The organism is Coriobacteriia bacterium, assembly GCA_016649875.1.
GTDB lineage: Bacteria > Actinomycetota > Coriobacteriia > WRKU01 > JAENWW01 > JAENWW01.
Genome location: JAENWW010000001.1, coordinates 90,612 through 112,893, shown reverse-complemented (window position 1 = coordinate 112,893; position 22,282 = coordinate 90,612). Strand labels below are relative to the sequence as shown.

17 protein-coding genes are annotated in these 22,282 nt (G+C 53.6%); 15 read left to right on the top strand and 2 right to left on the bottom strand.

The genetic code is table 11. The features are described 5' to 3' along the window. Positions 1 to 17: 17 nt before the first annotated feature. A complete protein-coding gene (locus JJE36_00515; GenBank protein MBK5210802.1) occupies positions 18 to 377 on the bottom strand; it encodes a hypothetical protein in 360 nt (119 codons plus the stop codon). A 142-nt stretch (positions 378 to 519) separates the two neighbouring features. On the opposite strand from JJE36_00515, the gene folD reads away from it, so the two are divergent. From folD to JJE36_00460, 11 genes are all read left to right on the top strand, one after another. Beyond that, complete coding sequence (gene folD / locus JJE36_00510) at positions 520 to 1,377, top strand: bifunctional methylenetetrahydrofolate dehydrogenase/methenyltetrahydrofolate cyclohydrolase FolD (GenBank protein ID MBK5210801.1); 858 nt, start codon at positions 520 to 522, stop codon at positions 1,375 to 1,377. A gap of 33 nt (positions 1,378 to 1,410) precedes the next feature. Next, the gene (locus JJE36_00505; protein ID MBK5210800.1) at positions 1,411 to 2,079 is read left to right on the top strand and encodes a TMEM165/GDT1 family protein; all 669 of its coding nucleotides are present in this window, start codon (positions 1,411 to 1,413) and stop codon (positions 2,077 to 2,079) included. Between the two features lie 91 nt (positions 2,080 to 2,170). Further along, positions 2,171 to 2,773 (top strand): epoxyqueuosine reductase QueH, encoded by a 603-nt coding sequence (locus tag JJE36_00500; protein MBK5210799.1) that lies wholly within the window; start codon positions 2,171 to 2,173, stop codon positions 2,771 to 2,773. After that, a complete protein-coding gene (gene queA / locus JJE36_00495) occupies positions 2,760 to 3,791 on the top strand; it encodes a tRNA preQ1(34) S-adenosylmethionine ribosyltransferase-isomerase QueA (protein MBK5210798.1) in 1,032 nt (343 codons plus the stop codon). Before JJE36_00500 ends, queA begins: the two co-directional genes overlap by 14 nt. A gap of 58 nt (positions 3,792 to 3,849) precedes the next feature. Beyond that, positions 3,850 to 4,971: a tRNA guanosine(34) transglycosylase Tgt gene (tgt, locus tag JJE36_00490; protein MBK5210797.1), complete on the top strand. Its 1,122-nt coding sequence runs from the start codon at positions 3,850 to 3,852 to the stop codon at positions 4,969 to 4,971. A gap of 91 nt (positions 4,972 to 5,062) precedes the next feature. Beyond that, positions 5,063 to 6,412, top strand: a complete 1,350-nt coding sequence (secD, locus tag JJE36_00485) for a protein translocase subunit SecD (protein MBK5210796.1) — start codon at positions 5,063 to 5,065, stop codon at positions 6,410 to 6,412. Next, positions 6,405 to 7,328: a protein translocase subunit SecF gene (gene secF, locus JJE36_00480; protein ID MBK5210795.1), complete on the top strand. Its 924-nt coding sequence runs from the start codon at positions 6,405 to 6,407 to the stop codon at positions 7,326 to 7,328. The genes secD and secF overlap by 8 nt, the downstream gene beginning before the upstream one ends. A gap of 107 nt (positions 7,329 to 7,435) precedes the next feature. Next, the gene (recJ, locus tag JJE36_00475) at positions 7,436 to 11,119 is read left to right on the top strand and encodes a single-stranded-DNA-specific exonuclease RecJ (GenBank protein ID MBK5210794.1); all 3,684 of its coding nucleotides are present in this window, start codon (positions 7,436 to 7,438) and stop codon (positions 11,117 to 11,119) included. A 41-nt stretch (positions 11,120 to 11,160) separates the two neighbouring features. After that, complete coding sequence (locus JJE36_00470; GenBank protein ID MBK5210793.1) at positions 11,161 to 13,389, top strand: bifunctional (p)ppGpp synthetase/guanosine-3',5'-bis(diphosphate) 3'-pyrophosphohydrolase; 2,229 nt, start codon at positions 11,161 to 11,163, stop codon at positions 13,387 to 13,389. A gap of 11 nt (positions 13,390 to 13,400) precedes the next feature. Further along, a complete protein-coding gene (locus JJE36_00465; GenBank protein MBK5210792.1) occupies positions 13,401 to 14,045 on the top strand; it encodes an MBL fold metallo-hydrolase in 645 nt (214 codons plus the stop codon). A gap of 5 nt (positions 14,046 to 14,050) precedes the next feature. Then, positions 14,051 to 15,376 (top strand): aminoacetone oxidase family FAD-binding enzyme, encoded by a 1,326-nt coding sequence (locus tag JJE36_00460; protein MBK5210791.1) that lies wholly within the window; start codon positions 14,051 to 14,053, stop codon positions 15,374 to 15,376. Here the strand turns inward: JJE36_00460 and JJE36_00455 are convergent. Further along, positions 15,329 to 16,594: a L,D-transpeptidase/peptidoglycan binding protein gene (locus tag JJE36_00455; protein MBK5210790.1), complete on the bottom strand. Its 1,266-nt coding sequence runs from the start codon at positions 16,592 to 16,594 to the stop codon at positions 15,329 to 15,331. The two genes, JJE36_00460 and JJE36_00455, sit on opposite strands and share 48 nt — an antisense overlap. Before the next feature lie 196 nt (positions 16,595 to 16,790). On the opposite strand from JJE36_00455, the gene JJE36_00450 reads away from it, so the two are divergent. The 4 genes from JJE36_00450 (at position 16,791) to JJE36_00435 (ending at position 22,213) form a co-directional block, all read left to right on the top strand. Further along, on the top strand, positions 16,791 to 18,107 hold the full coding sequence (locus JJE36_00450) for a histidine--tRNA ligase (protein MBK5210789.1): 1,317 nt from the start codon (positions 16,791 to 16,793) through the stop codon (positions 18,105 to 18,107). An 82-nt stretch (positions 18,108 to 18,189) separates the two neighbouring features. Next, a complete protein-coding gene (aspS, locus tag JJE36_00445; GenBank protein MBK5210788.1) occupies positions 18,190 to 19,959 on the top strand; it encodes an aspartate--tRNA ligase in 1,770 nt (589 codons plus the stop codon). A 384-nt stretch (positions 19,960 to 20,343) separates the two neighbouring features. Then, entirely contained in the window at positions 20,344 to 21,648 is a 1,305-nt protein-coding gene (locus tag JJE36_00440; protein MBK5210787.1) for a replication-associated recombination protein A, read from the top strand. A 52-nt stretch (positions 21,649 to 21,700) separates the two neighbouring features. Next, positions 21,701 to 22,213: a hypothetical protein gene (locus tag JJE36_00435; GenBank protein ID MBK5210786.1), complete on the top strand. Its 513-nt coding sequence runs from the start codon at positions 21,701 to 21,703 to the stop codon at positions 22,211 to 22,213. Positions 22,214 to 22,282 lie beyond the last annotated feature (69 nt).

Sequence of the window (22,282 nt, the reverse complement as noted above, 5' to 3'; positions counted from 1 at the left end):
CTCCTCTTTTTTGTCGACTAAATTTCCGGTGTGATTTTTTCGGAGGCTTTCCAGACTCCGTGGAGGTTGCAACTTGCAAGCGCGGTCACCTCTGAACCGATTTCATCGCCGATAACGATGCTTACTTGGGGCTCGACCAGACCGGCGGCTCCGCGAAAGTGGGCGATGGGTACTTCATTGAGCAAGATATCGATGAAGTCGAAGAAGTGGCCGGGCTCATTGGGGTGCTCGCCATAGTACCCGGTTTCCACGGTGATGTGGGTTCGTCCCTCGATGGTGGCGATGGTGATGTGCGGGGTGTGTTTGCGCTCGAAATCCGAGGCTGATGTGAGATCATCCACGCTGTGAATCGGCTGGGTGATGGGAAGTTCTGACATGATGGTTCCTCCTTATTTCTCGTCTCGTACATGCACTTAAAAGGGAGAGAATGCTACACTTGATTACAGGTACGAGCATACTCGTTTAATAGGTAAGTAACCGTTTCTGATAGCAAATTCACGAAAAATTTAAGGAGTTGTCATGGCAATTGTTATCGACGGAAAACTCACGGCGAAATTGGTGAAAGAGGAAGTCGCCGTCTCGGTGGCGCGACTCGTATGTGAGACGGGCGTTGTTCCGGGCCTTGCCGTCGTGTTGGTCGGAGATGACCCCGCGTCGCAAACCTATGTAAAAAGTAAAGAACGCGATTGCGTCGAGTGCGGTATTCGCTCGATCGACTGTCGCAGGCCGGCATCGACGACGCAAGAGGAGCTCAATGAGCTCATAGATACCTTGAACTCGGATGATTCGATCCACGGAATCTTGGTGCAAATGCCGTTGCCCGCACATCTCGATGAGGAGCAGGTCATCGAGCGAATCAACCCCGCTAAAGACGTCGACGGGTTTCATCCGGAAAATTTGGGCCGTTTGGTGCGTGGAATCAAGGCGCCCCGCGCGTGCACTCCCTGGGGAATCATGCGGCTTTTGGATCAGTATGGAATCGATCCAAGCGGCAAAAATGCGGTGGTGGTGGGGCGTTCGACGATAGTCGGCAAGCCTCAAGCGCTCATGTTACTCGAGCGCAATGCCACGGTGACCGTTTGTCATTCCCGCACGAAAGATTTAGCCGAAGTCTGTAAGCGAGCCGATATTCTCGTGGCCGCCATCGGGCGTCCCGAAATGATAGATGCCGACTATGTCAAGCAAGGCGCGGTCGTCATCGATGTGGGAATCAATCGCACCGATAAGGGCCTCGTCGGCGACGTCGACTTTTCGGCGGTCGAGCCGATCGCGCGTGCAATCACCCCGGTTCCAGGCGGGGTCGGCTTAATGACACGAGCCATGCTGATGCAAAATACCATTGAGGCGACTGCCGCCCAACTCGGCTTCGAGCTTTAGGATCGCAGGTATGGATACCGCCGTAGTGAAACGATGATATACATTGCTCTCACCGCATTTCTGCTGATATTCATCGGTGAGTTGGGAGACAAATCCCAATTGTTGGCGCTCATTTTGGCGACCAAGTACAAGACGTGGCAGGTGCTCATCGGTATTACCGCGGCCACTTTCACCGTGCACTTCGTGACGGCGCTGTTCGGACAGTGGATAGGAAGCGCCATCCCCTCCGGTGTCATGCCGTGGGTGTCGGGCGTTCTTTTCATCGGGTTCGGTATATGGACCCTGCGAGGGGACAAGGTCGACGAGGAGGATGTCGAAAAAGGGGGAGCGTCCGCATACGGACCGATTATCGCGATATTCATCGCGTTCTTCATCTCCGAGCTTGGCGACAAGACGCAACTGATGACGCTGGCCATCGCCGCCGATCCGAGCGCCGCGCTCAATGCGTATCTGCATGTGTTCGGATCGGGCATCGGTGCATGGATGCGCGATGTGGGTATCAAAGCGGTCGAGGTGACGCGTACACATCAGTTCTGGGCGGTTACCCTCGGCTCGACGTTCGGTATGGTCGCCGCCGATGCGATTGCCATATTCATCGGCCGAATTGTAGGCGAAAAGCTCCCGCAAAAGCTCATCAGCCGAATCTCCGGTTGTATTTTTATCGTATTCGGTGCATTTTCTATAGGGTCGATGTTTTTCTAATCCTCCCCATGCATCGACCGAGTCTACGGGAAGAAAGAAGTGTTTATCGCTGATGTCGCATCTCGTTTTGCATGTTTGCTGTGCGCCGTGCATGCTCAAACCTCTCGAAAAAATGCTCGAGGAGTTCGAACACGTGACCATTCTGTACTTCAACCCGAACATACATCCGCTTAAAGAGTATGAACTGCGCAAAAGGTATGTCGAGGAGTACGCGGAAGAACACGGCGTGGAGTTCATGGAGCTCGAATATAGTCCCGCCTTGTGGGAGGATGCCATAAAAAGTTCTCGAGGGCTCGATCGTTGTAAGGCGTGCTACGAGATACGTCTGGAGCACACTGCGAGGTGGGCTGCACAAGCGGGCGCCGATGTGTTCGCAACCACTTTGACCGTCAGTCCCTATCAACATCATGAAGAAATACACGCGGCAGGAGAAGCGGCGGCACAAAGAAACGGTATATCTTATTTGAATCGTACATTCGTCGACTTGTATGCGGAGGGTGTGACGCTCTCAAAGGAACTCGGCATGTATCGTCAAAAGTACTGTGGGTGTCACTATTCGCAACTCGAGGCAAAGGAGCAGCACGAACAGGCTGCCGCCAAAAAAAATATGCTGAAAGCCGAACGAGCCGCCCAAGCAAAACTCAACAAACTCAAAAAACAGACCAAGAAGGAGCGCGATCGTGCGCACGGATGATTTCGATTATGCATTGCCCACCGAGCTTATCGCTCAGGAGCCGGCGTTTCCTCGAGATTCCTGTCGGCTGCTCGTATTGAATCGCGCAAGCGGAAAAACTTCTCACGCGACATTTTGCGATATCCTCGAATATTCCGAAGCGGGAGACTGCCTTGTGGTCAATGAGACGCGCGTGCTTCCCGCGCGGTTGCACGGTCGACGTGAGCAGACCGGGGGGGCCGTTGAAGTGCTTTTGCTCAAGGAGCTCGAGGAGGGCGTGTGGGAATGTCTCGTGAAGCCGGGGAGAAAAGCCCGCCCGGGGGAGGTTTTGGAATTCGGCGACATTTTGAAGGGGACCGTCCGAAAAATCGATGATGAGGGCACGCGGGAGATTGCCTTTGAATCGACGGGCGAAATCGGTGTGAACGATGCGTTCCACAAACTCGGGGAGATGCCGTTGCCTCCCTACATCACTAAAAAGATAGCCGATCCGGAGCTTTATCAAACGGTGTTCTCCCGTGATGAGCACAGTGCCGCCGCGCCGACTGCCGGGCTCCATTTCACAGAGGAGCTGTTGGAACGCGCACGTAAAAAGGGAATAATCATCGCCAAAGTCCGGCTCGACGTCGGGCTCGGAACATTCCGCCCGGTATCGGTCGACGACCCCTTGAAGCATCATATCCATACCGAATACTATGAAGTTCCGCAAGAAACCGTGGACATCATCGAGCAAGTTAAACAAAGTGGCGGGCGGGTCATCGCCGTCGGGACCACCGCGACACGCGCACTCGAAAGTGCCTATAAAACCGGAGGCGGTCGGCTTGTCGCGGTCGGTGAACCGACATCGCTCTACATTTTGCCCGGCTATCGCTTCGGCGTAGTCGACGGGCTTATCACCAACTTTCATGTTCCGAAATCGACTCTGATGATGTTGGTGAGTGCTTTTTCCACGAGAGAAAACATCATGTCCGCCTATCAGGAGGCGGTTGCGTTGCGCTATAGAATGCTGAGCTTCGGGGATGCCATGCTCATCATTTGACGCAAGACGTAGTGAGAGACACAGCCCCTTCGAACCCCTTTAAGGATGTAATGTATCCGTGACTAGTTTTTCTTTCGATCTCATCGCCACCGATGCGAACACACATGCTCGCCGCGGGGTCATGCACACGGCACACGGCCCCGTGCAGACACCGCTTTTCATGCCGGTAGGCACCCGTGCCACCGTCAAGGGCGTTCAAACGCCCAAGCTTAAAACACTGGGAGCGCAAGTTCTACTGGCAAATGCCTATCACCTCTATCTTCGCCCCGGGGTAGAGCTGGTGGCCGAGGCCGGCGGGCTTCACACATTCATGAATTGGGATCATGCGATTTTGACGGATTCAGGCGGATTCCAGATATTCTCTCTGGCCGACACGCTGAAACTCGATGCCGACGGTGTGCGTTTTCGCTCCATCGTCGACGGCTCTTGGCACTATTGGACTCCCGAGGAAAATATGCGTATTCAGCAGTTGCTGGGTGCCGACATCATCATGCAACTCGACCAATGTGCGCCTTATCCGGCGGAAAAATCATTTGTCAAGGGGGCTGTCGACCGCTCAATCGATTGGGCGAAACGATGCAAGGTCGCCCACACACGCGAGGACCAGGCGCTATTCGGCATCGTGCAGGGTGGTGTCCATGAGGACTTGCGCCTCGATTCGATCGCCCGCCTGAGGGAAATCGATTTTCCCGGATACGGAATCGGCGGTTACAGCGTCGGGGAGTCACACGAGATGATGTTTGAAACCCTGCCTGCCGTGTGTGATGCGCTGCCTGAGGATAAACCGCGCTACCTGATGGGCGTGGGGAACCCGACGACCATACTCGAGGCGATAGGAATGGGAGTCGATATGTTCGATTGCGTTTTGCCGACGCGAACCGCGCGGATGGGCACGGCGTTTTCGAGCCAAGGACGCCTCAATATGCGTAATGCGAAATTCGCACATGATTTTTCGCCGCTCGACCCCAGGTGCGAATGCGAAACATGTAAAAATTATTCACGTGCCTATATTCGTCATCTCGTCCAGTCCAAGGAGATGCTTGCCTCGATTTTGCTTTCCGAGCATAATCTGTACTACTTGCTCGATTTGACCGCGAAGGCACGTGAGGCGATCGAAGAGAACAGGTATGCGCAGTTTTTGGGCGCTTGGCGCACTTCGCCGGCGAACAATGACTATTAAATGGTAGGTAAATAGGTCGACGAACTGGCAAAAACGGCTATAATGAGACAGTTATTGCGCGTAATTCAGCTGCAACAGGAAAGGTAGAAGAATGGATTTGAAGCAAAAGAATTGGATTATGCTGATTCTCGCTCTTGTCCTTGTCGCGGGTTCGTGGGCGCTTTTTTCGCCTCCCGCCAAGAAGATAACCATGGGTCTCGACATACAAGGTGGACTGTCTGTCATTTTGACGGCGCAGCCCTCGGCGGGTCAGACACTCACGACGGACATGATGGACAATTCTGAGTCGATTATTCGAAATCGCGTTGACGGACTCGGCGTCAAGGAAGCAAGTGTCCAAAGACAGGGTGCCGATTCGCTTCTCATCCAAGTTCCCGGTATCAGCGATCCCCAAGCTGCGTTGAAAGTTCTCGGCGAGACGGGACAACTCGAGTTCGTGGATGTTTCCTCGATTACCGATACGACGACGTTGGCGGCTGTTCAAGCCGGGGATAAAAATGTGAAACTCAAAGACGGTACGTTTAAAGCCATCGAGCTCAACGGCGTGAAGTTGAACGGCGGGACCATCAAGGATTCGACCGTCAGTCAAGACACCAAAGGAAATATCGTCGTCGATTTGACGATGGATTCGGACGGCACCAAAGTGTGGGCGGATTACACATCCAAAAACATCGGCAAGCAAGTGGCCGTCGTGCTGGACGGGACGGTCAAATCCGCGCCTGCCGTGCAAAGCGCCATCACCACCGGTAAGACAGAGATATCGGGTAGTTTCACCACTGCCGAAGCCAAGTCGTTGAGAACCGTTTTGATTTCGGGATCTCTTCCGGTCACACTGGCTCAATCCGAAGCGCGCATAGTCGGCCCGACTCTCGGACAAGACTCCTTGAATAAGGGCGTTCTCGCCGGAATGATCGGTCTCATTCTCGTCGGTCTCTACGTGATTGGCTATTACCGTGGGCTGGGAGTCGTTACGGCGAGTGCGCTTGTCGTCTTCTCTTCGCTGTTCATGGGTGTTTTAGCTATAATGTCGAAAATGGGCGTGTTCTCGCTGACACTACCGGGTATCGCCGGCGTCGTCCTTACCATAGGTATGGCGGCGGACTCCTCGATTTTGATTAACGAACGTTATAAAGAAGAAGTGCGCATAGGTAAATCGATTCAGGCGGCAGCCGACTCGGGAACCTTACACGGCATGAAGACTTCAATCGATGCCGACATGGTTTCGCTCGTTTCGGCAGTTGTGCTCTACATGTTTGCAGCGGGCTCAGTCAAAGGTTTTGCCTTGACGCTCGGCATCGGAATTTGTTGCGATATTCTCATGATGGTTCTTTACAAGCGGCCGATTTTGATTCTTACTTCGAACTTCATGTCGAAAGCTCCTAAGGTCTGGGGACTGTCAAAACCTGCTAAGGATGAGAAAGGGGGCGGTGCACATGCCTAAGTATCATATTGATTTCATGGGACTTCGAAAAGTTTTCTTCACTTTTTCAATCGTTCTCATACTGATTTCAATCGGATCGCTTGCGATTCGCGGACTCCAGTTCGGCATCGACTTCAAAGGCGGCACCGTCATCACCATTGGCAACGGACAGGGAAAGAGCATCGAGGAGGTGCGCTCGGCTTTTGAAGGCGCGAAGTTCGGCAACGTCGCCGTTCAAACATCTCGGTCGGCGAACGCATCGGGCTACTTGGTGAGGTCCACGACGACCGATCCCGATACGGCGAACAACTATGCGACTGCGGCGGCTGAAAAGCTCGGAATGAATGTCAAGGATTTTTCTATTTCGACCATCGGCGCCGGTTGGGGTAAGAAACTGACGAGTTCCGCATTGACGGCACTCGCCATATCGATCATCGCCATTTTAATCTACATCAGCATACGATTCGAATATAAGATGTCTTTGATGGCTGTCGCCGCGCTGTTCCATGACGTGCTCATCACGCTCGGCATCTATTCTTTGTTAGGCGCGGAGGTCTCCACTTCGACCATCGCGGCGCTGCTCACGATACTTGGTTATTCCCTGTACGACACCGTCGTCATCTTCGGAAGAATCAAGGAAAACACCGACAATTTGCAAAAGATGTCGTTTATGGGAATGGCGAACCTTTCGATCAACGAAGTGTTCGCCCGCTCGATCAACACGACGGTCACCTCGTTACTTCCCGTTCTCGTCATGCTCTTTATGAACGTCGAGGTGCTCAACGGTTTTGCGATTGCGCTCACGATAGGCCTGTTCATCGGGGCTTATTCATCGATCGGCGTCGCGGCTCCTCTGTATGCCATGTGGAAAGAGACCGAGCCCAAGTATGTCGCGCTTCGGAAGAAGTACGGCAAAAAGGACGCGGCATCGGTATAGCGTTTTTCTCTCTATAAACATCGTTTGCCGAGAGGGCCGTCATGCAAATGTCGGCCCTCTCGGTTATCATGGAGTGGTATAAGCGAAACCGATTGCGTAGTGGTCTTATGGAAAAAGTAAATAAAAAGGTATACGGGCAAAAGAACGTATGTGCTCGTTTCAATACTCCTTCAGTACAAGGTGACGTTGTAAGTCGTCTCGAAACCGAGCTCGGCATATCGAATCTCTTTGCCCGTATTCTCGCGGCGCGTGGATTCACCGACTCGCAGGCGGTCGAAAGATTCACCACACCTTCCTTGGAGCGTGACTGGAAAGACCCCTTCGCGCTTCCGGGCATGGATCAAGTCGCCGATCGAGTGGTGCGCGCCATCGACAACGGCGAACATATCTGTATATTCGGGGACTACGATCTCGACGGGGTCAGCGCCACCGCTACGCTTGAGCGCGGATTGAGGATTTTCGGTGCGAATGTCGAGTCGGTGTTGCCGCTTCGTCTCGAAGACGGCTATGGTTTGAGCGCATCGGCCGTCGATAGAATCGCTAAAACGGGGGCCGACCTCGTTATCACCGTGGACTGTGGCATTTCGGCGGCGCCCGAAGTCGATCTTTTGTTGAAAAAGGGAATCGATGTGGTCGTCACGGATCACCACGAACCGGGAGATTTGATTCCGCAGGGTATTCCCGTATGCGATCCGAAGCTCGATGAAAACTATAGAGCGGACGGAGGCGATCTTTCCGGCTCGGGGGTGGCGCTCAAGCTCGTGCAGGCGGTCGGCGGGCTCGTCAAGTTGCCGTGTGTTTGGCGGGGTCTCGTCGATCTTGCGGCACTCGGCACCGTTGCCGACGTCATGCCCTTGACCGGCGAGAACCGGGCACTGGTGGCTGCGGGAGTGGAAAAGATTCGGCTCGACCCGAATGTCGGCATTGCAGCGCTATGTACCGTCGCACGCTCTTCGTATGAAAACATGACCGCTGAAAAGATCAGCTTCAATCTCGCTCCGCGTCTCAACGCAGCCGGACGCGTGGCAAGTCCGGTCGATTCACTACGCCTGCTTATGACCGACAAACCGGCCGAAGCGGCTGAATTGGCCGCGATACTAGACGAGCACAATAAGGCCCGCCAATTTGTGGAAGGCGAAATGTCCAAGGCGGTTTTTGATCTTTTAGAAAAATCGTACCGGGGAGAGCCGGCAATCGTGCTCGCACAAGAGGGATGGCACGACGGAGTCAAAGGAATCGTCGCTTCAAGGGTCGCTCATACCTATAACGTCCCGACGATATTGTGCTCGATTGAGGACGGAGTCGCTGTGGGCTCGGCGCGTTCGGTCGGTACCATCGATCTGTTTAAAGCGCTGGAGGCGTGCAGCGGGCATCTCATGCGCTACGGGGGACATGCCGGAGCTGCGGGGCTGGCCGTATCGCTTGAGAACATCGACGATTTTCGCAGTGCGCTTTATTCGCACCTTGAGTCGTTACCCGACGATGCCTACGATACCGTCGATACCATCGATGCAGTTTCGGGAATCGATGAGTTGAGCATCGCGGTTGCGCACGAACTCGAGCGGCTCGAACCCTTCGGCGAGGCCAATCCTCGACCGACCTTGATGTCTCATGCGGTGGACATCAAAAATGCGTGCGTCGTGGGTAAAGATGCCAAACACTTGAAGTTTCAGGCGTCTCAAAACGGGAGTCAGGTCCCGGCGATATGCTTTCGCTGCCCGGAAGTCTCCCACGTCGTGCAAGACGTGACCTGTGCAGACGTCGTCTATCGGTTCGAAATCGATTATTGGCAGGGTCGTGAGCGTATTCAGCTGATGGTGCGAAACCTCGTTGAACTTCACGAGGTGCAGCGAGAATCGGATGTTCCCGAAAGGGAGTTTCTGGTGGAGTTGTTCGATCATGCCGAAGAGACGTTCGTCCGAAAAGAGTATGCCGGCATTCTCGACGCCGCCGCATTTTTCACGAAACTTTCCGGTGTCACCTATGAGGGACGACAAGAAGCAATCGCACTGCTTGAAATCGGTGATTCCCTCGAGCTCAAACGCGACCCCCTCAATGAGTTCGATGACAATGCGATAGGGGTGTACTCCCCGCGACTGGCTCGGCAAATCGGCTTTCTCAACAAAGATCTCGCAGCTCAACTCGCTCCGGCAATCGACGCGGGTGAAAAATATGAAATCGAGCTTTCAGACATCACCGGAGGTCGAGAGGAGAGGCAATCACTCGGTGTGAACGTGCGACTGTCGAGGGTGGACGCCTCGGTACTCGAAGAAGAAAAGAATACGTATCGCATCAGCCGCAGAGCCGAATTCGAAACGATGCCTCAAGATCGGCTTGAAGAATGTCTCAGACATCATTTCATCGGGGAGAACAAGCTTCACAGTGCGCAAATCGAATCTTTGCGTAAGCTCGATGCCGGTCGCAATGTTCTCACGGTCATGGCAACCGGGCGCGGAAAATCGCTCATATTCCATATACATGCCGCCAAAATCGCACTGCTTCATCACCGGGCAAGCGTCTTCGTGTATCCGCTTCGTGCTCTCGTGGCCGACCAGGCGTTTCACCTGGAGGATGCCTTCCTCGAGTTCGGATTGAAAGTCGCCGTCGTCACCGGCGAGAGTTCGGAGAGCACTCGGGCGCAGAGTTTTGAAGAGCTTCGCTGCGGAGAACTCGATATCATTTTGACGACGCCGGAGTTTCTCTCGTTTCACAGCGATGAATTCGCACGAGCGAACAGAGTCGGGTTCGTCGTCGTGGACGAAGCGCACCATATAGCGCAAGCTCGTGCCGGCAACAGACCGGCATACGCACGTCTCGGTGAAGCCATCGCATCGTTGAGCACAACCGCTCCTCCCGTGACGCTTGCGGTGACGGCGACGGCCTCCGATGAGGTTGCCGACCAGATTGCCGAAGTGCTCGATATTCATGAGCGTGTACTCGACCCCACTGTTCGCGACAATATGGTGATTGCCGATTTTCGCAACTGCGAGCATAAAGAATCCTATTTGCTCGATTTGGCTCATCGCGGCGAAAAAATGGTCGTGTATGTGAACTCTCGCGAAGAATCCGTCAAACTCGCGCGTGCCATTCGAAAGGCAGTTCCCGAACTCGCGTGGAAGACGGCGTTTTATAACGGGGGACTGAAAAAAGCGGTGCGGCACGAAATCGAACGACGCTTTCGAACCGATGAGATGCTCGTGTGTATAGCCACCTCCGCATTCGGAGAGGGCGTCAATATTCCCGACATCCGACATGTGGTTTTGTATCATATGCCATTCAGCGACATCGAATTCAACCAGATGGCGGGTCGTGCCGGTAGAGACGGACGAAAAGCGACGATTCATCTGCTGTTCGGTGACCGCGACAGCCGAATCAACGAATCGATACTGAGCTCACTTGCGCCGAAAAGGGATGCGTTGGCTGCGGTCTACAAAACACTCAAAGATACACAAGACGCAGACGGTCCCGCGTTCAACTTGACCAACGCCGACATCGCAGAACGCGCTGCGCAATGGATTGCAAAGGACAAGGGAAGAATCGACGAGCAATCCGTGTCGACCGGACTCGGTGTTTTTCGTGAACTCGGTCTTGTGAAGACGACAGGTCACTCTTCGGCGCGTAGAATTGAAGTCGTCCCAACCGATGAGAAACTCGATCTCAACTCAAGCACGCGCTACAGTGAGGGTCGAGATGAGATCGAAAGTTTCGCCCAATTCAAAGATTGGGTGACGACGGCAAAAGACCAAGAACTTCTCGAAAGATTCAATAAACCGATTCTGCCGAGCAAGTAGGGCGATATCCGATGCGAATGAGAATGAGCTAGAATTTCATTATGAATGCCATTTACGGACAACTTGAAGAACGGGTACGAGAAAACAATCCTGCAGCGGATATCGATTTGTTGCGGCGTACTTACGAATTCGCAGAAAATGCTCACAAAGGGCAAAAGCGCAAAAGCGGTGAGCCGTTCATAACCCATCCTCTCAATACGGCGCTCATTCTCGCCGATCTCCACATGGATATGGTCACGGTTCAAGCTGCGATGCTTCATGATACGGTCGAAGATTCACCCGATGTATCGCTTGCCGATGTTACGCGCGAGTTCGGCGAGGAAGTGGCTTCTTTGGTCGACGGGGTTACGAAGTTGGGACGAATCGACTTCGCGACCCACTCGGAGCAACAAAGCGAATCCATGCGCAAGATGCTCATCGCCATGGCACGCGATATTCGAGTCATCCTCGTAAAGCTCGCCGATCGTCTTCACAATATGCGGACGCTCAGCGCGCTACCGCCTGAGAGACAACTGGTCAAAGCGCGTGAGACGATGGATATTTTCGCGCCGCTGGCTCACCGCCTCGGGATTTCACAGATTAAATGGGAGCTAGAAGATCTCGCTTTCTCCTATCTCGATCCCGTTAAATACGAGCAAGTTTCGCGTATGGTCAGAGAGAGCCGCGACCAACGCGAAGCATATGCCGCACAAGTGATGAAAGAGATTCAATCGGAACTCGGATCCGTTCATATCGAGGCCGAAATTGCCGGCCGTCCCAAGCATTTGTACAGCATTTATCAAAAAATGATCAACAAGGGCAAAGATTTCAGCGAAATCTATGATTTGATCGCCCTGCGAATAATCGTTGACTCGGTCAAGGACGTCTACGGTGCTTTGGGCACCGTGCACAGTTTATATAAACCGATGCCCGGACGTTTTAAAGATTATGTGGCTATGCCGAAGTTCAATATGTACCAGTCGCTCCATACGACGGTCATCGGACCATCGGGGCGTCCCCTGGAAATACAAATCCGTACCGAGGAAATGCACCGCATGGCAGAGTACGGTGTTGCGGCGCATTGGCGATATAAGGAAGGAAATCATCAACCGGACCAGTCGTTTGATGAACGACTTGCATGGTTGCGCCAGATGCTCGATTGGCAAACGGACTTAAAAGACCCCAAAGAGTTCATGGACGCGTTGCGCGTCGATTTATTCGAAGAGGAAGTATTCGTGTTCACCCCGAAAGGAGACGTTCGGTCGCTCAAGCGTGGCGCGACGCCCCTGGACTTGGCTTTCGTCATTCACACTGAAATCGGTTACCACTGCGTGGGCGCAAAGGTGAACGGGCAAATCGTGCCACTTGCCTCGGAGTTGCAGATGGGCGACCGAGTCGAGATACTCACCAACAAGAATGCGCGCCCTTCGCGCGACTGGCTCAATATCGTGCGAACAAGTTCTGCAAAATCCAAGATAAAGAGTTATTTGGCTAAAACAACGCGCGAAGACGATCTTCAGCGTGGGCATGATGAGCTTCTCAAATCGCTTCGCAAACACGGGCTCGGTTTAGCCAACAAACAAATCGAGCGCACGCTCGATGCGCTTGCCGAGGAGATGAACTTCGCCGGGTATAAGGATCTGATCATCCAAATCGGAGCAGGGAAACTTTCGGCAAAGCTGATTGCGACTCGCGTGCTGAAAAATATGACCAAAGAAGGACTGATCGATGAGAGCGAGGTCGCCTCTCAGCAAGACAAACAGCCTCTGACGCCGGATATTGCGATGGCACCTCCGCGCCACGCGCATCGTCCCCGACCGAGCGACGGAGTAGTCGTCAAGGGCATCGATCACGTGCTCGTGAGACTTGCGAAATGTTGCAATCCGGTTCCGGGTGATGAAATCATCGGATTCGTGACACGTGGTCGGGGCGTCTCCGTCCATCGCGCCAATTGCCCGAACGCAGCCAATCTCATCTCGAGTGCCGAGAGACTCATAGATGTCTTTTGGGATGCCGAGGCGAAGACGACCTACCACGTGGAAGTATTCGTGCAAGCTGTCGATAGGCTTCGTCTCTTGCAAGATGTGACGATGCATATCGCCGAATCGGGGGTCAATATATTGTCTTCGGCCACGACATGTCACAAAGACGGCATCGTTGACATGAGGTTCCTGTTTGAAATCGGAGAAATGTCGCGCCTCGATATTCTCGTGAATGATCTTCGTGGTGTCGACGGTGTCTTCGAGGCTCGGCGATCGATGCCGGGCGAAAAAACTTCGAAAAAGAAATGAGCGGTGGATATATGAGAATAGACAGAGTCGTTGTCGGTCATCTCTCGGCAAACTGCTGGGTGGTGTCAAACCGGGCGGGGGACGTGGCAATCATCGATCCTGGTGACGACACCGACGCAATTTGTGCAAAGATCGGTTCACTCGGCTTTGAAAACCCCCATGTCGGGGCGGTTATTTTAACCCACGGGCATTTCGATCACGTCGGATCGGCCGATGAGGTTGCAGACGATTGTGGAGCGTTCACTTACATTTCGGCTACCGAAGCAAAGTTCATTGCCGGTGAAATCGGCACGGGAGGACATGAATTCGGGCTCGATACGCCGGTACCTTTGATTGATTTCAGGGTCGAGGATGGCGACGAAATCGAAGTGGGTGCCTTGAAATTCAAGGTTATTTTGACCCCGGGGCATTCTCCCGGCAGTATGTGCCTGCTGATTCACGATGATGAACTCGAAATAGATCATCTCTTTTCGGGCGACACGGTTTTCGCCGGTTCAATCGGACGCACTGATTTTCCCGGCGGCGATGAAAACGCCATGACGGCATCGCTTGAGAAATTATCCGATACTCTTGCCGATACCACGCGTATTTATCCCGGGCACGGGACGACTTCGACGGTGCTCGATGAGCAAATCGCCAACTCGTTTTGGCCCTAGGGGATATGGCGCCATCGGGACATAGCGAGAATGATTCTTTCGACATCGCCATCATAGGCGGCGGACCCGCGGGGCTTTTCGCGGGCATTTCCGCAATGGAGGAAAATTCTGCTGCACGAGTTGTCATATTCGAGCATAAATCGAAGGTTGCGCGGAAACTGCTGATAACCGGGGGTGGACAATGCAACCTCACCAACACACTTCCGATGAACCGGTTCGTGTCTCACTACGGTGATGCATCCTCAACGGTTCGCCGGGTACTTTACGGCTTCAACAACGTGGCGTTGGCGGAATGGTTCTGCGCGCACGGCTTGAAACTCGTGACACGCTCAGACGGCAAAGTTTTTCCTCATTCGTTCAAATCGGTCGATGTACTCGAAACGCTTGTGAAGACTTTTCAGAAAGCGGGTGGCTCCATCAAATGTCGGAGCGAGGTAGGTTCGGTTGACTACGACGATGAAGCGAATTTTTGCATAGTCGCAGGCGGAGAGACCTATCGTAGCGGACGGTTGATCGTGGCGACAGGTGGCATCACGTATCCTCAAACGGGATCCGACGGCTCGGCGGAGAAGCTTTTTTCGGGGCTATTTCGAAGAAAGAACATCGAGACGGTGCCATTCGAGTCGGCGCTCACTCCTCTCTATCCACGTGACTACGCATTCGACGCGCTTGCCGGCGTTTCGCTCGATGCTGTCGAAATTCACTCATCCGACACAAAAAACGCCGTGATTTCGAGCGGTGGGTTGTTGTTTCGATCCGATTCGCTCAGCGGTCCAGCGGTTTTGGATGCCTCTCGGTATCTATCGAAAGGTGACCGATTCGAAGTGAATTTGGTGAAAAGTACCGCGAAAAGTATTGATTCTTTTTGCGAGAAGTTTGAGCAGGTGGCGCGCTCGAGCACGAAAAAAACGTTTACCGAAGTCGTTCATTTCGCAAGTCTTCCCAAGCGTCTCGTGGAGTGTTTGCTCAAAGGATGGCCGGGGGAGGAAGGCATCACAAAATCTTTAGCTCGCGATCTCTCCAAGGCCGAAATTCGACTCCTTGCCGGGCGACTCATGCGTTGTCCTTTCGTCGTTGAGACGAAAGGGGGCGCAAACCAAGGTATGGTGAGCTCGGGGGGAGTTCCACTGAGTGCACTTGATATGAAAACGATGAGGGCATCAGCGATTCCCGGGCTTTACTTTTGCGGAGAAATCGTCGACGTTATCGGAGATACGGGCGGGTTCAACTTGCAGTGGGCGTTTTCAAGCGCGCGGCTTGCCGGAAAAAGTGCGGCGACAAGTCTAGGGAATGATAAAGACTTTCGTTCCGATGTTTACCCTGTCGAATAAATCGATGATATCGGCGTTGCGTATTCTCATGCAACCGTGGCTTGCGGCGGTCCCGATTGAATTGATGTCTACCGTTCCGTGGATACGAATTCCGGAGACGTTGAGGTTGAGCGCTCTGAGGCCCAGAGGCGAATTCGCCGACGGCCCTATGGTGGCAGGCATATCCTTCGCCCACTCGCTTCCCGGATTTCTCCAAATGGGGTTCGTGCGCTTTAGAACGATTTCCCAGTTTCCGACCGGTGTTTTGTGTCCGGGTTGACCGATGGCGCAGTTGTAGGTTTTTATCAGTTTTTCCCCGTTGTAGAGGGCGACTTGACGCTTGGAGAGAGTGACGACGATAGCCGGGGTGTCTGACAAGCTTGCGGCGGTTGTTTTCGGACTGGTGGAGCCACCTGCAATTGTGGCGGACAAGCTCGCGGGAAAAGTGCCTTGCTCGAACGCCGATGTTATCGCTGCGACGATACTCGCCTTTGTGACATCGGTATCGACTTCTAATCCGTTTTTACTCTCCGGTATGACGATCTTGCCGTTCTTTTGTATAATCGCCGACGAAATCTTTTTCTGATTGTATGTTTCGGCGAGTTTCGTCACATATTTCGTCACGGCCTTCTCGTCGACGGTGTAGTCGATACCTATATCGTGATCGATCGAGGTCTTGAGGACATCGAGTCGAAGTCGTTCCTCTAGGGTCGCATTCGATCGAATGCCAATGGCCTCAGCGACCATTTTGCCGGTATTTATCGAGACGAAGGCGCCCAGCTCGGTTTCCTGGGTTCGTGAAGCATCGAGCGAGACCACCACAGGGGTTTTGAGGAGCTCGTCCGCCTTCGAGGTGATGGCGGAGTTCACGGCATTCTCATCCATCGAGCCCAAAGAATCCCGCCCAGCCAACGTCACGCCATTTGGGACGATGCTGGCATGTGCCTTATCGTTGAAATAAAACCATCCGACGAAGCTATCCGCAACCAGGAGAATCGCGAGAACGAGGGATATGACGACCTTGAGCCCCGTGTGCTTTTTCTTCGACTCGTCTTCGTCTAAATCGGCAAAGGGCGAGCCACTTGTTTCGGTCTGTTTTATGTCATCGAGATAGGAGGCTATTTTTGTGTCATCATCAGACGGTGCGGAGACCTCGGCAGCTTCTGCCTTCTCGGTAGCATCCGCGGTCTTGACGGGTATTGTCTCTACAGTGGTATCCTCATTTATATCTTGCGTCATGTCATCTCTCCACATAAAGAATCTGCATATGAAAAGAAACATGCAGACAACTCGCTAACAGTAGGCACAGTATACGTTGGAAAGTGCACATCGACGTCATTTCCCTGCGTGTTGTTTACGTAAAGTAATGTTCGAGGCGAAAGGGGCCATTTTTCAAAAGGTGCCCTTCGTTAAAAGGAGGGAAAAAGTCGGTATAATGAGAACTTGCATTCCCTCTCACACTAAGGAGCACGATGTGGCTGACAAGTATACAGCCCCCAAAGGAACAGTCGACTTGCTCGGCGCCAATGCGCGGGCATGGGAGTATCTCACCGATACGGCGAATTCGGTTTTCAGTCGTTACGGCTATGAGCCGATATACACGCCTATTTTCGAGAATACCGAAGTCTTCTCGCGCGGAATCGGCGAGGCGGCCGATGTCGTCAACAAGGAAATGTATACATTCGACGATAAGGGCGGTCGTTCGCTCACGCTGCGTCCTGAGAATACCGCCAGTGTCGTGCGCGCTGCCATAAACGCTTCCCTAACGGCGAACGGACAGTCGGCTAAACTCTACTACGGCGGCCCGATGTTTCGTTACGAACGTCCGCAAAAAGGGCGCCAACGACAGTTCTATCAAATCGGTGCCGAGGCACTCGGGTTGACCGAGCCTGCGGCCGATGCCGAAATGATCATCATGCTGTGGCATTATTTCATCGAATTGGGTGTTCCGGCCGCGTCGATGCGCCTTCTCGTGAACTCGATGGGCGATGCTGCATGTCGACCCGCGTATCGCGATAAAGTCGCCGCGTTCATACGTGCTCACGGTACGGAGTTGTGCGAAGAATGCAACAAGCGCGCCGACACCAATCCGTTTCGGGCGTTCGACTGCAAAAATCCGTCGTGTCGACAGGTATTCACCTCGGCGCCGAAGTTCAAAGACGAACTGTGCGGCGACTGCTCAGATCACTATGCGCAGGTGCTTGCACTTCTCGACGGCGCGCACGTCCCCTATGTCGAAGACTTCACCCTCGTTCGCGGTTTGGACTACTATACGGGCACCGTATTCGAAATTCAGGTCGATAACGGGCTCGGGTCTCAAAATGCCATCGGAGGAGGCGGCCGCTACGACGGACTCTTCGAGTCGCTCGGCGGCAAGCCGACACCGGGAATCGGGTTTGCTCTCGGCTTCGAGAGGACCTTTCTCGTCCTTCAAGCAGCCGGCGTTACTTTCGATTCCGGTCCTTCGATAGATGTCTATGTCGCAACTGCGGATGACGCGTTCAGGTCAGAGGCGTTCGAGTTGACGAGTCGGTTGCGTCGTCTCGGGTTCGGCGCGCTTGTGGATGTGGCGCATAAGTCTCTGAAAGCACAGTTCAAGCAAGCCGACCACGCAGGCGCCCGCTTCGTGCTTATTTTTGCGCCGGATGAACAGGCCGACGGCATGGTCCGATTGCGCAATATGGCCACAAAAGAAGAAAAGCTCATAACGACGGATCAGGTTGCCGCAGAGATTAAAGGGCAAACCTGCTAAAATAGCAAAGTTATAAAAAATGCTTATTCGCGCTTCGGCGCGACAAGTTTTCTCTCTAGGTTCGAGAAAGAGAAGGTTACTGATGTTTGACGGTATGTATTCGATTCGCACACACGTAAATGATCAGGTAACGGCAGATCTCGTCGGTCGAGAAGTGACCCTTGCCGGATGGGTCGGCAAGCGTCGCGATCACGGCGGTTTGATTTTCGTGGATTTGCGCGATCGTTCCGCCATCGTCCAGGTGACCTTTAACCCCGATCATGCCGGCGAAGCGTTCAAGATAGCGGAGCAGATTCGTCCCGAGTGGGTGGTCGCGGTCACCGGGACGGTGCGTCTGCGCCCCGAAGGTACCGTCAACGAGGGCATGATAACTGGACAAGTCGAAGTCGTCGTAAGTTCGATAGAGGTGCTCAATAGCTCGAAAACTCCTCCCTTTGAAATCGAGGAGGGGATTGACACCGATGAGCTCACCCGCATGAAATGGCGCTATCTCGACATTCGTCGTCCCGAAGTCGCGCGTGCGTTGGTTCTGCGCGACAAGGTGACGCAGACCTTTCGTTCCGCTCTCGCACAGCGCGGGTTCTTAGAGGTCGAGACTCCGATTCTCAACAAGTCGACGCCGGAAGGTGCGCGCGACTTCATCGTGCCTTCGCGCCTCAACGCCGGCAAGTTTTATGCCCTTCCTCAATCTCCTCAGCTGTTTAAGCAGTTGTTGATGGTGGGCGGAATCGAGCGCTACTATCAAATCGCCCGGTGCTTCCGCGACGAGGATTTGCGTGCCGATCGCCAGCCCGAATTCACGCAAGTCGACATCGAAATGTCGTTTGTGAAGATGGATGACATTCTCAAGATGATGGAAGATGTCATGAGCGATGTGATGGCATCGGCCGGTCACGAATTTGTAACTCCGCTTCGCCGGATGACGTGGCATGATGCGATGAACGATTACGGCTCGGACCGTCCCGATATCCGTTTCGGGCTCAACCTGGTCGATGTGAGCGACATCGTCAAAGAATGCGGCTTCAAAGTGTTCTCCGGATCAGTGGCCGGCGGCGGTGTGGTCAAAGCGATCAATGCCAAGGGCGCCGGTGACTTCAGTCGCAGCAAAATCGATGCATTCAACAAGCTCGCTCTCGACAGCGGGGCGAAAGGGCTTGCGTGGATTGCTTTTCCGAGCACCGGCGAAGTCAAGAGCCCCATTGCGAAGTTCTTCACCGAAGAGGAGATCACGGACCTACGGCAAGCAACCGATGTCGAAGTCGGAGACTTACTCGTTTTCATCGCCGATGAAATCAATGTGGCAAATGAGGTGCTCGGTATCATCCGTCTCAGACTGGCAGATGAACTCGGCATCGAGCGTGCGGGCCACGCGCCGCTGTGGGTTGTGGATTTCCCCATGTTCCTTCCCGACAAAGAAACCGGCGGCTGGACTGCCACGCATCACGCGTTCACGCTTCCGCATGAGAAGTATCTCGATACCCTCGAGAGCAATCCCGGCGATGTCCTTTCGTACTCTTACGACTTGGTCATGAACGGGCTTGAAATCGGCGGCGGAACGCTTCGTATCCATAATCAAGAACTTCAAATGCGCGTGCTCAAAGTCATAGGCTTGAAGGAGGAGGAGGCCGCCGACCAGTTCGGTTTCCTTCTCGAGGCGCTTTCTTTCGGTGCGCCACCGCACGGCGGCATCGCGCTCGGTCTCGATCGCTTGATCATGGTATTGGCCGGTGCCGATTCGATTCGCGATGTCATCGCATTTCCCAAGACCTCGAGCGGCGGGGATCCCATGTCGAGCTCCCCGAGCAACGTCACACCTCGCCAACTTAAGGAAGCGCATATACGCATCGACTGATGGTGAGAAAAAACACTCCTCGTCGGGTCGATCGATGCGTGTTCGCAGTGCCCGTGCAGTCGGTTAGCATCTACTTAAATCTCCATAAAAGAAATGTGTATTCTTCTTAAAATCGGTTATATATAGAGGTACACTGACTGTGTTCGATAGCCTTGAAATATCGCGTCTTGATCTGGGGTCGCATAAAACGCGGCTGAACCAACACTTTCGACCAGGGAGCTTTAATTTCAGACAAGACAGGGATCCTCCGTATACGTTGTGGAAGCTGGAATGTCTGATGCGAGCACCCACCTGTTTACAGCAGGTTCACCCTTACGACCTCAGAACAAGGCGCGGTTACGCATAAAAGAGAGGGCATACGTGCAAAACTCATTGTTCGATCAGATGGGCGACGCCAATCGAAGAAAAGTCGCGCCTCTCGCAGTTCGCATGCGCCCCGCGACTTTCGATGACTTTCTCGGGCAAGAAGAGGTCGTCGGACAAAACACGTGGCTTCGCCGTGCCGTCAACGCCGATACTCTTTCTTCCATAATTCTCTTCGGTCCCGCAGGGACGGGTAAAACCAGTCTCGCCCGTATCATTGCCGGCCTGTCAAACGCATACTTTGAAGAAGTTTCAGCTATCACCGGCACCGTCGCAGAGTTGCGAAAAGCCATCGCGTCGGCATCGAGTCGTCTCGGCGTTCAGGGTATGCGCACCATATTGTTCATCGATGAAATACACCGTTTTTCGAAATCACAGCAAGATGCGCTTTTACATGCCGTCGAGGACCGTACGGTCATTCTCATCGGTGCCACGACCGAAAATCCCTTTTTCGAAGTGAACGCACCTCTGGTCAGTCGATCCAGAGTCATCGAGCTCAAGTCGCTTTCGACTTCGGCCGTGGTGGATATTCTTAAACGGGCGCTTGCCGATGAGCGGGGGCTTAACGGCGGCTACCTAGTCGATTCCGGTGTTCTCGAGGACATATCCTACATGGCGGCGGGAGATGCTCGCAACGCGCTCATGACGCTCGAGCTCGTGGCCCAACTCGCGCAATCCGTGAACAACGAGCAGACGACTCCGCAAAAAATCGTGACTATAACACGTGATATGATCGAAGAAGTCATCCCGACGCGCCAACTTCCTTACGATAAGCGCGGCGACAACCATTACGATGTCATCTCGGCTTTCATCAAGTCGATGCGGGGCAGCGATCCCGATGCCGCGGTGTATTGGCTCGCCCACATGCTCGCCGGTGGCGAAGACCCGAAATTCATCGCACGACGCATGATGATTCTCGCATCCGAAGACATCGGAAACGCCGATCCTCGCGCACTCCTCATCGCTACGGCGGCGTTTAGAGCGACGGAGGTAATAGGAATGCCGGAATGCCGTATCAACTTAGCTCAAGCCGCCACCTATCTCGCACTCGCCGACAAAAGCAATGCGAGTTATCTCGCCATCGACGAGGCGCTTGCGGAAGTGCGTTCGGGTAAACCGCATTTTGTCCCCAATCATTTGCGCGACAGACATCGACCGGGCAGCGATGAATACGGTCCCTACCGCTATCCCCATGATTTCGAGGGTGCTTGGGTGCGGCAGCAATATCTACCCGACGGCCTTTCGTCACACAAGTTCTATCGGCCCACCGTCAGAGGATGGGAAGGGCAGCGCGGTGAAAAATATCCGGGTTGTAAAAAACCATAAATAATACCAAACTGGTATATAAACTGGTATATATCTAGTCGGAGGTGTTCTCATGGACCAAACAGTCATCACGATTTTGCTCGGGATTTTCATCGTTCTCGCCATCGCGGCGCTCATCTACGTGATTAAAGTGCTCTCGCATGTCACCGTTCTCGTGGATTCTCTCAATGAAACATCGGTCGAGGCGACGAAGGCAATCGTTGAATTGCGCGACGCTTCTGTTCCCATCATCAAGAAGACCGACATAACCATGGATGCTGTGAACGCCGAACTGATGCGTATCGACGGCATCATTTCTTCGTTCGAAGAAACTTCGGAAAGAGTTTCCTCGGTCGGGGAGACGATTTCTGGCATTGTGAACGCACCGACGGAAATCGTCACCGGCCTCACCGACAGGTTCATTCATTCATGGCGCGTCAAGAGAGCCGTTAAAAACAACAAAAAAGGATTGCAATCAAATCCCAATGTCTTAAACGCTCCTACTTCTAAGCCGAAGTCGGGTTATTATCAAGTCGGAATCGAGGCAGGCGAGGGTATGGCTGGCGGCGCACCGAAAGAGTCTTAGAACGGCGCCTTCGATGACAGCGACGCAAATATTCTCGTGGTATCCTTATAGCTACTGTTTTTATAGCTG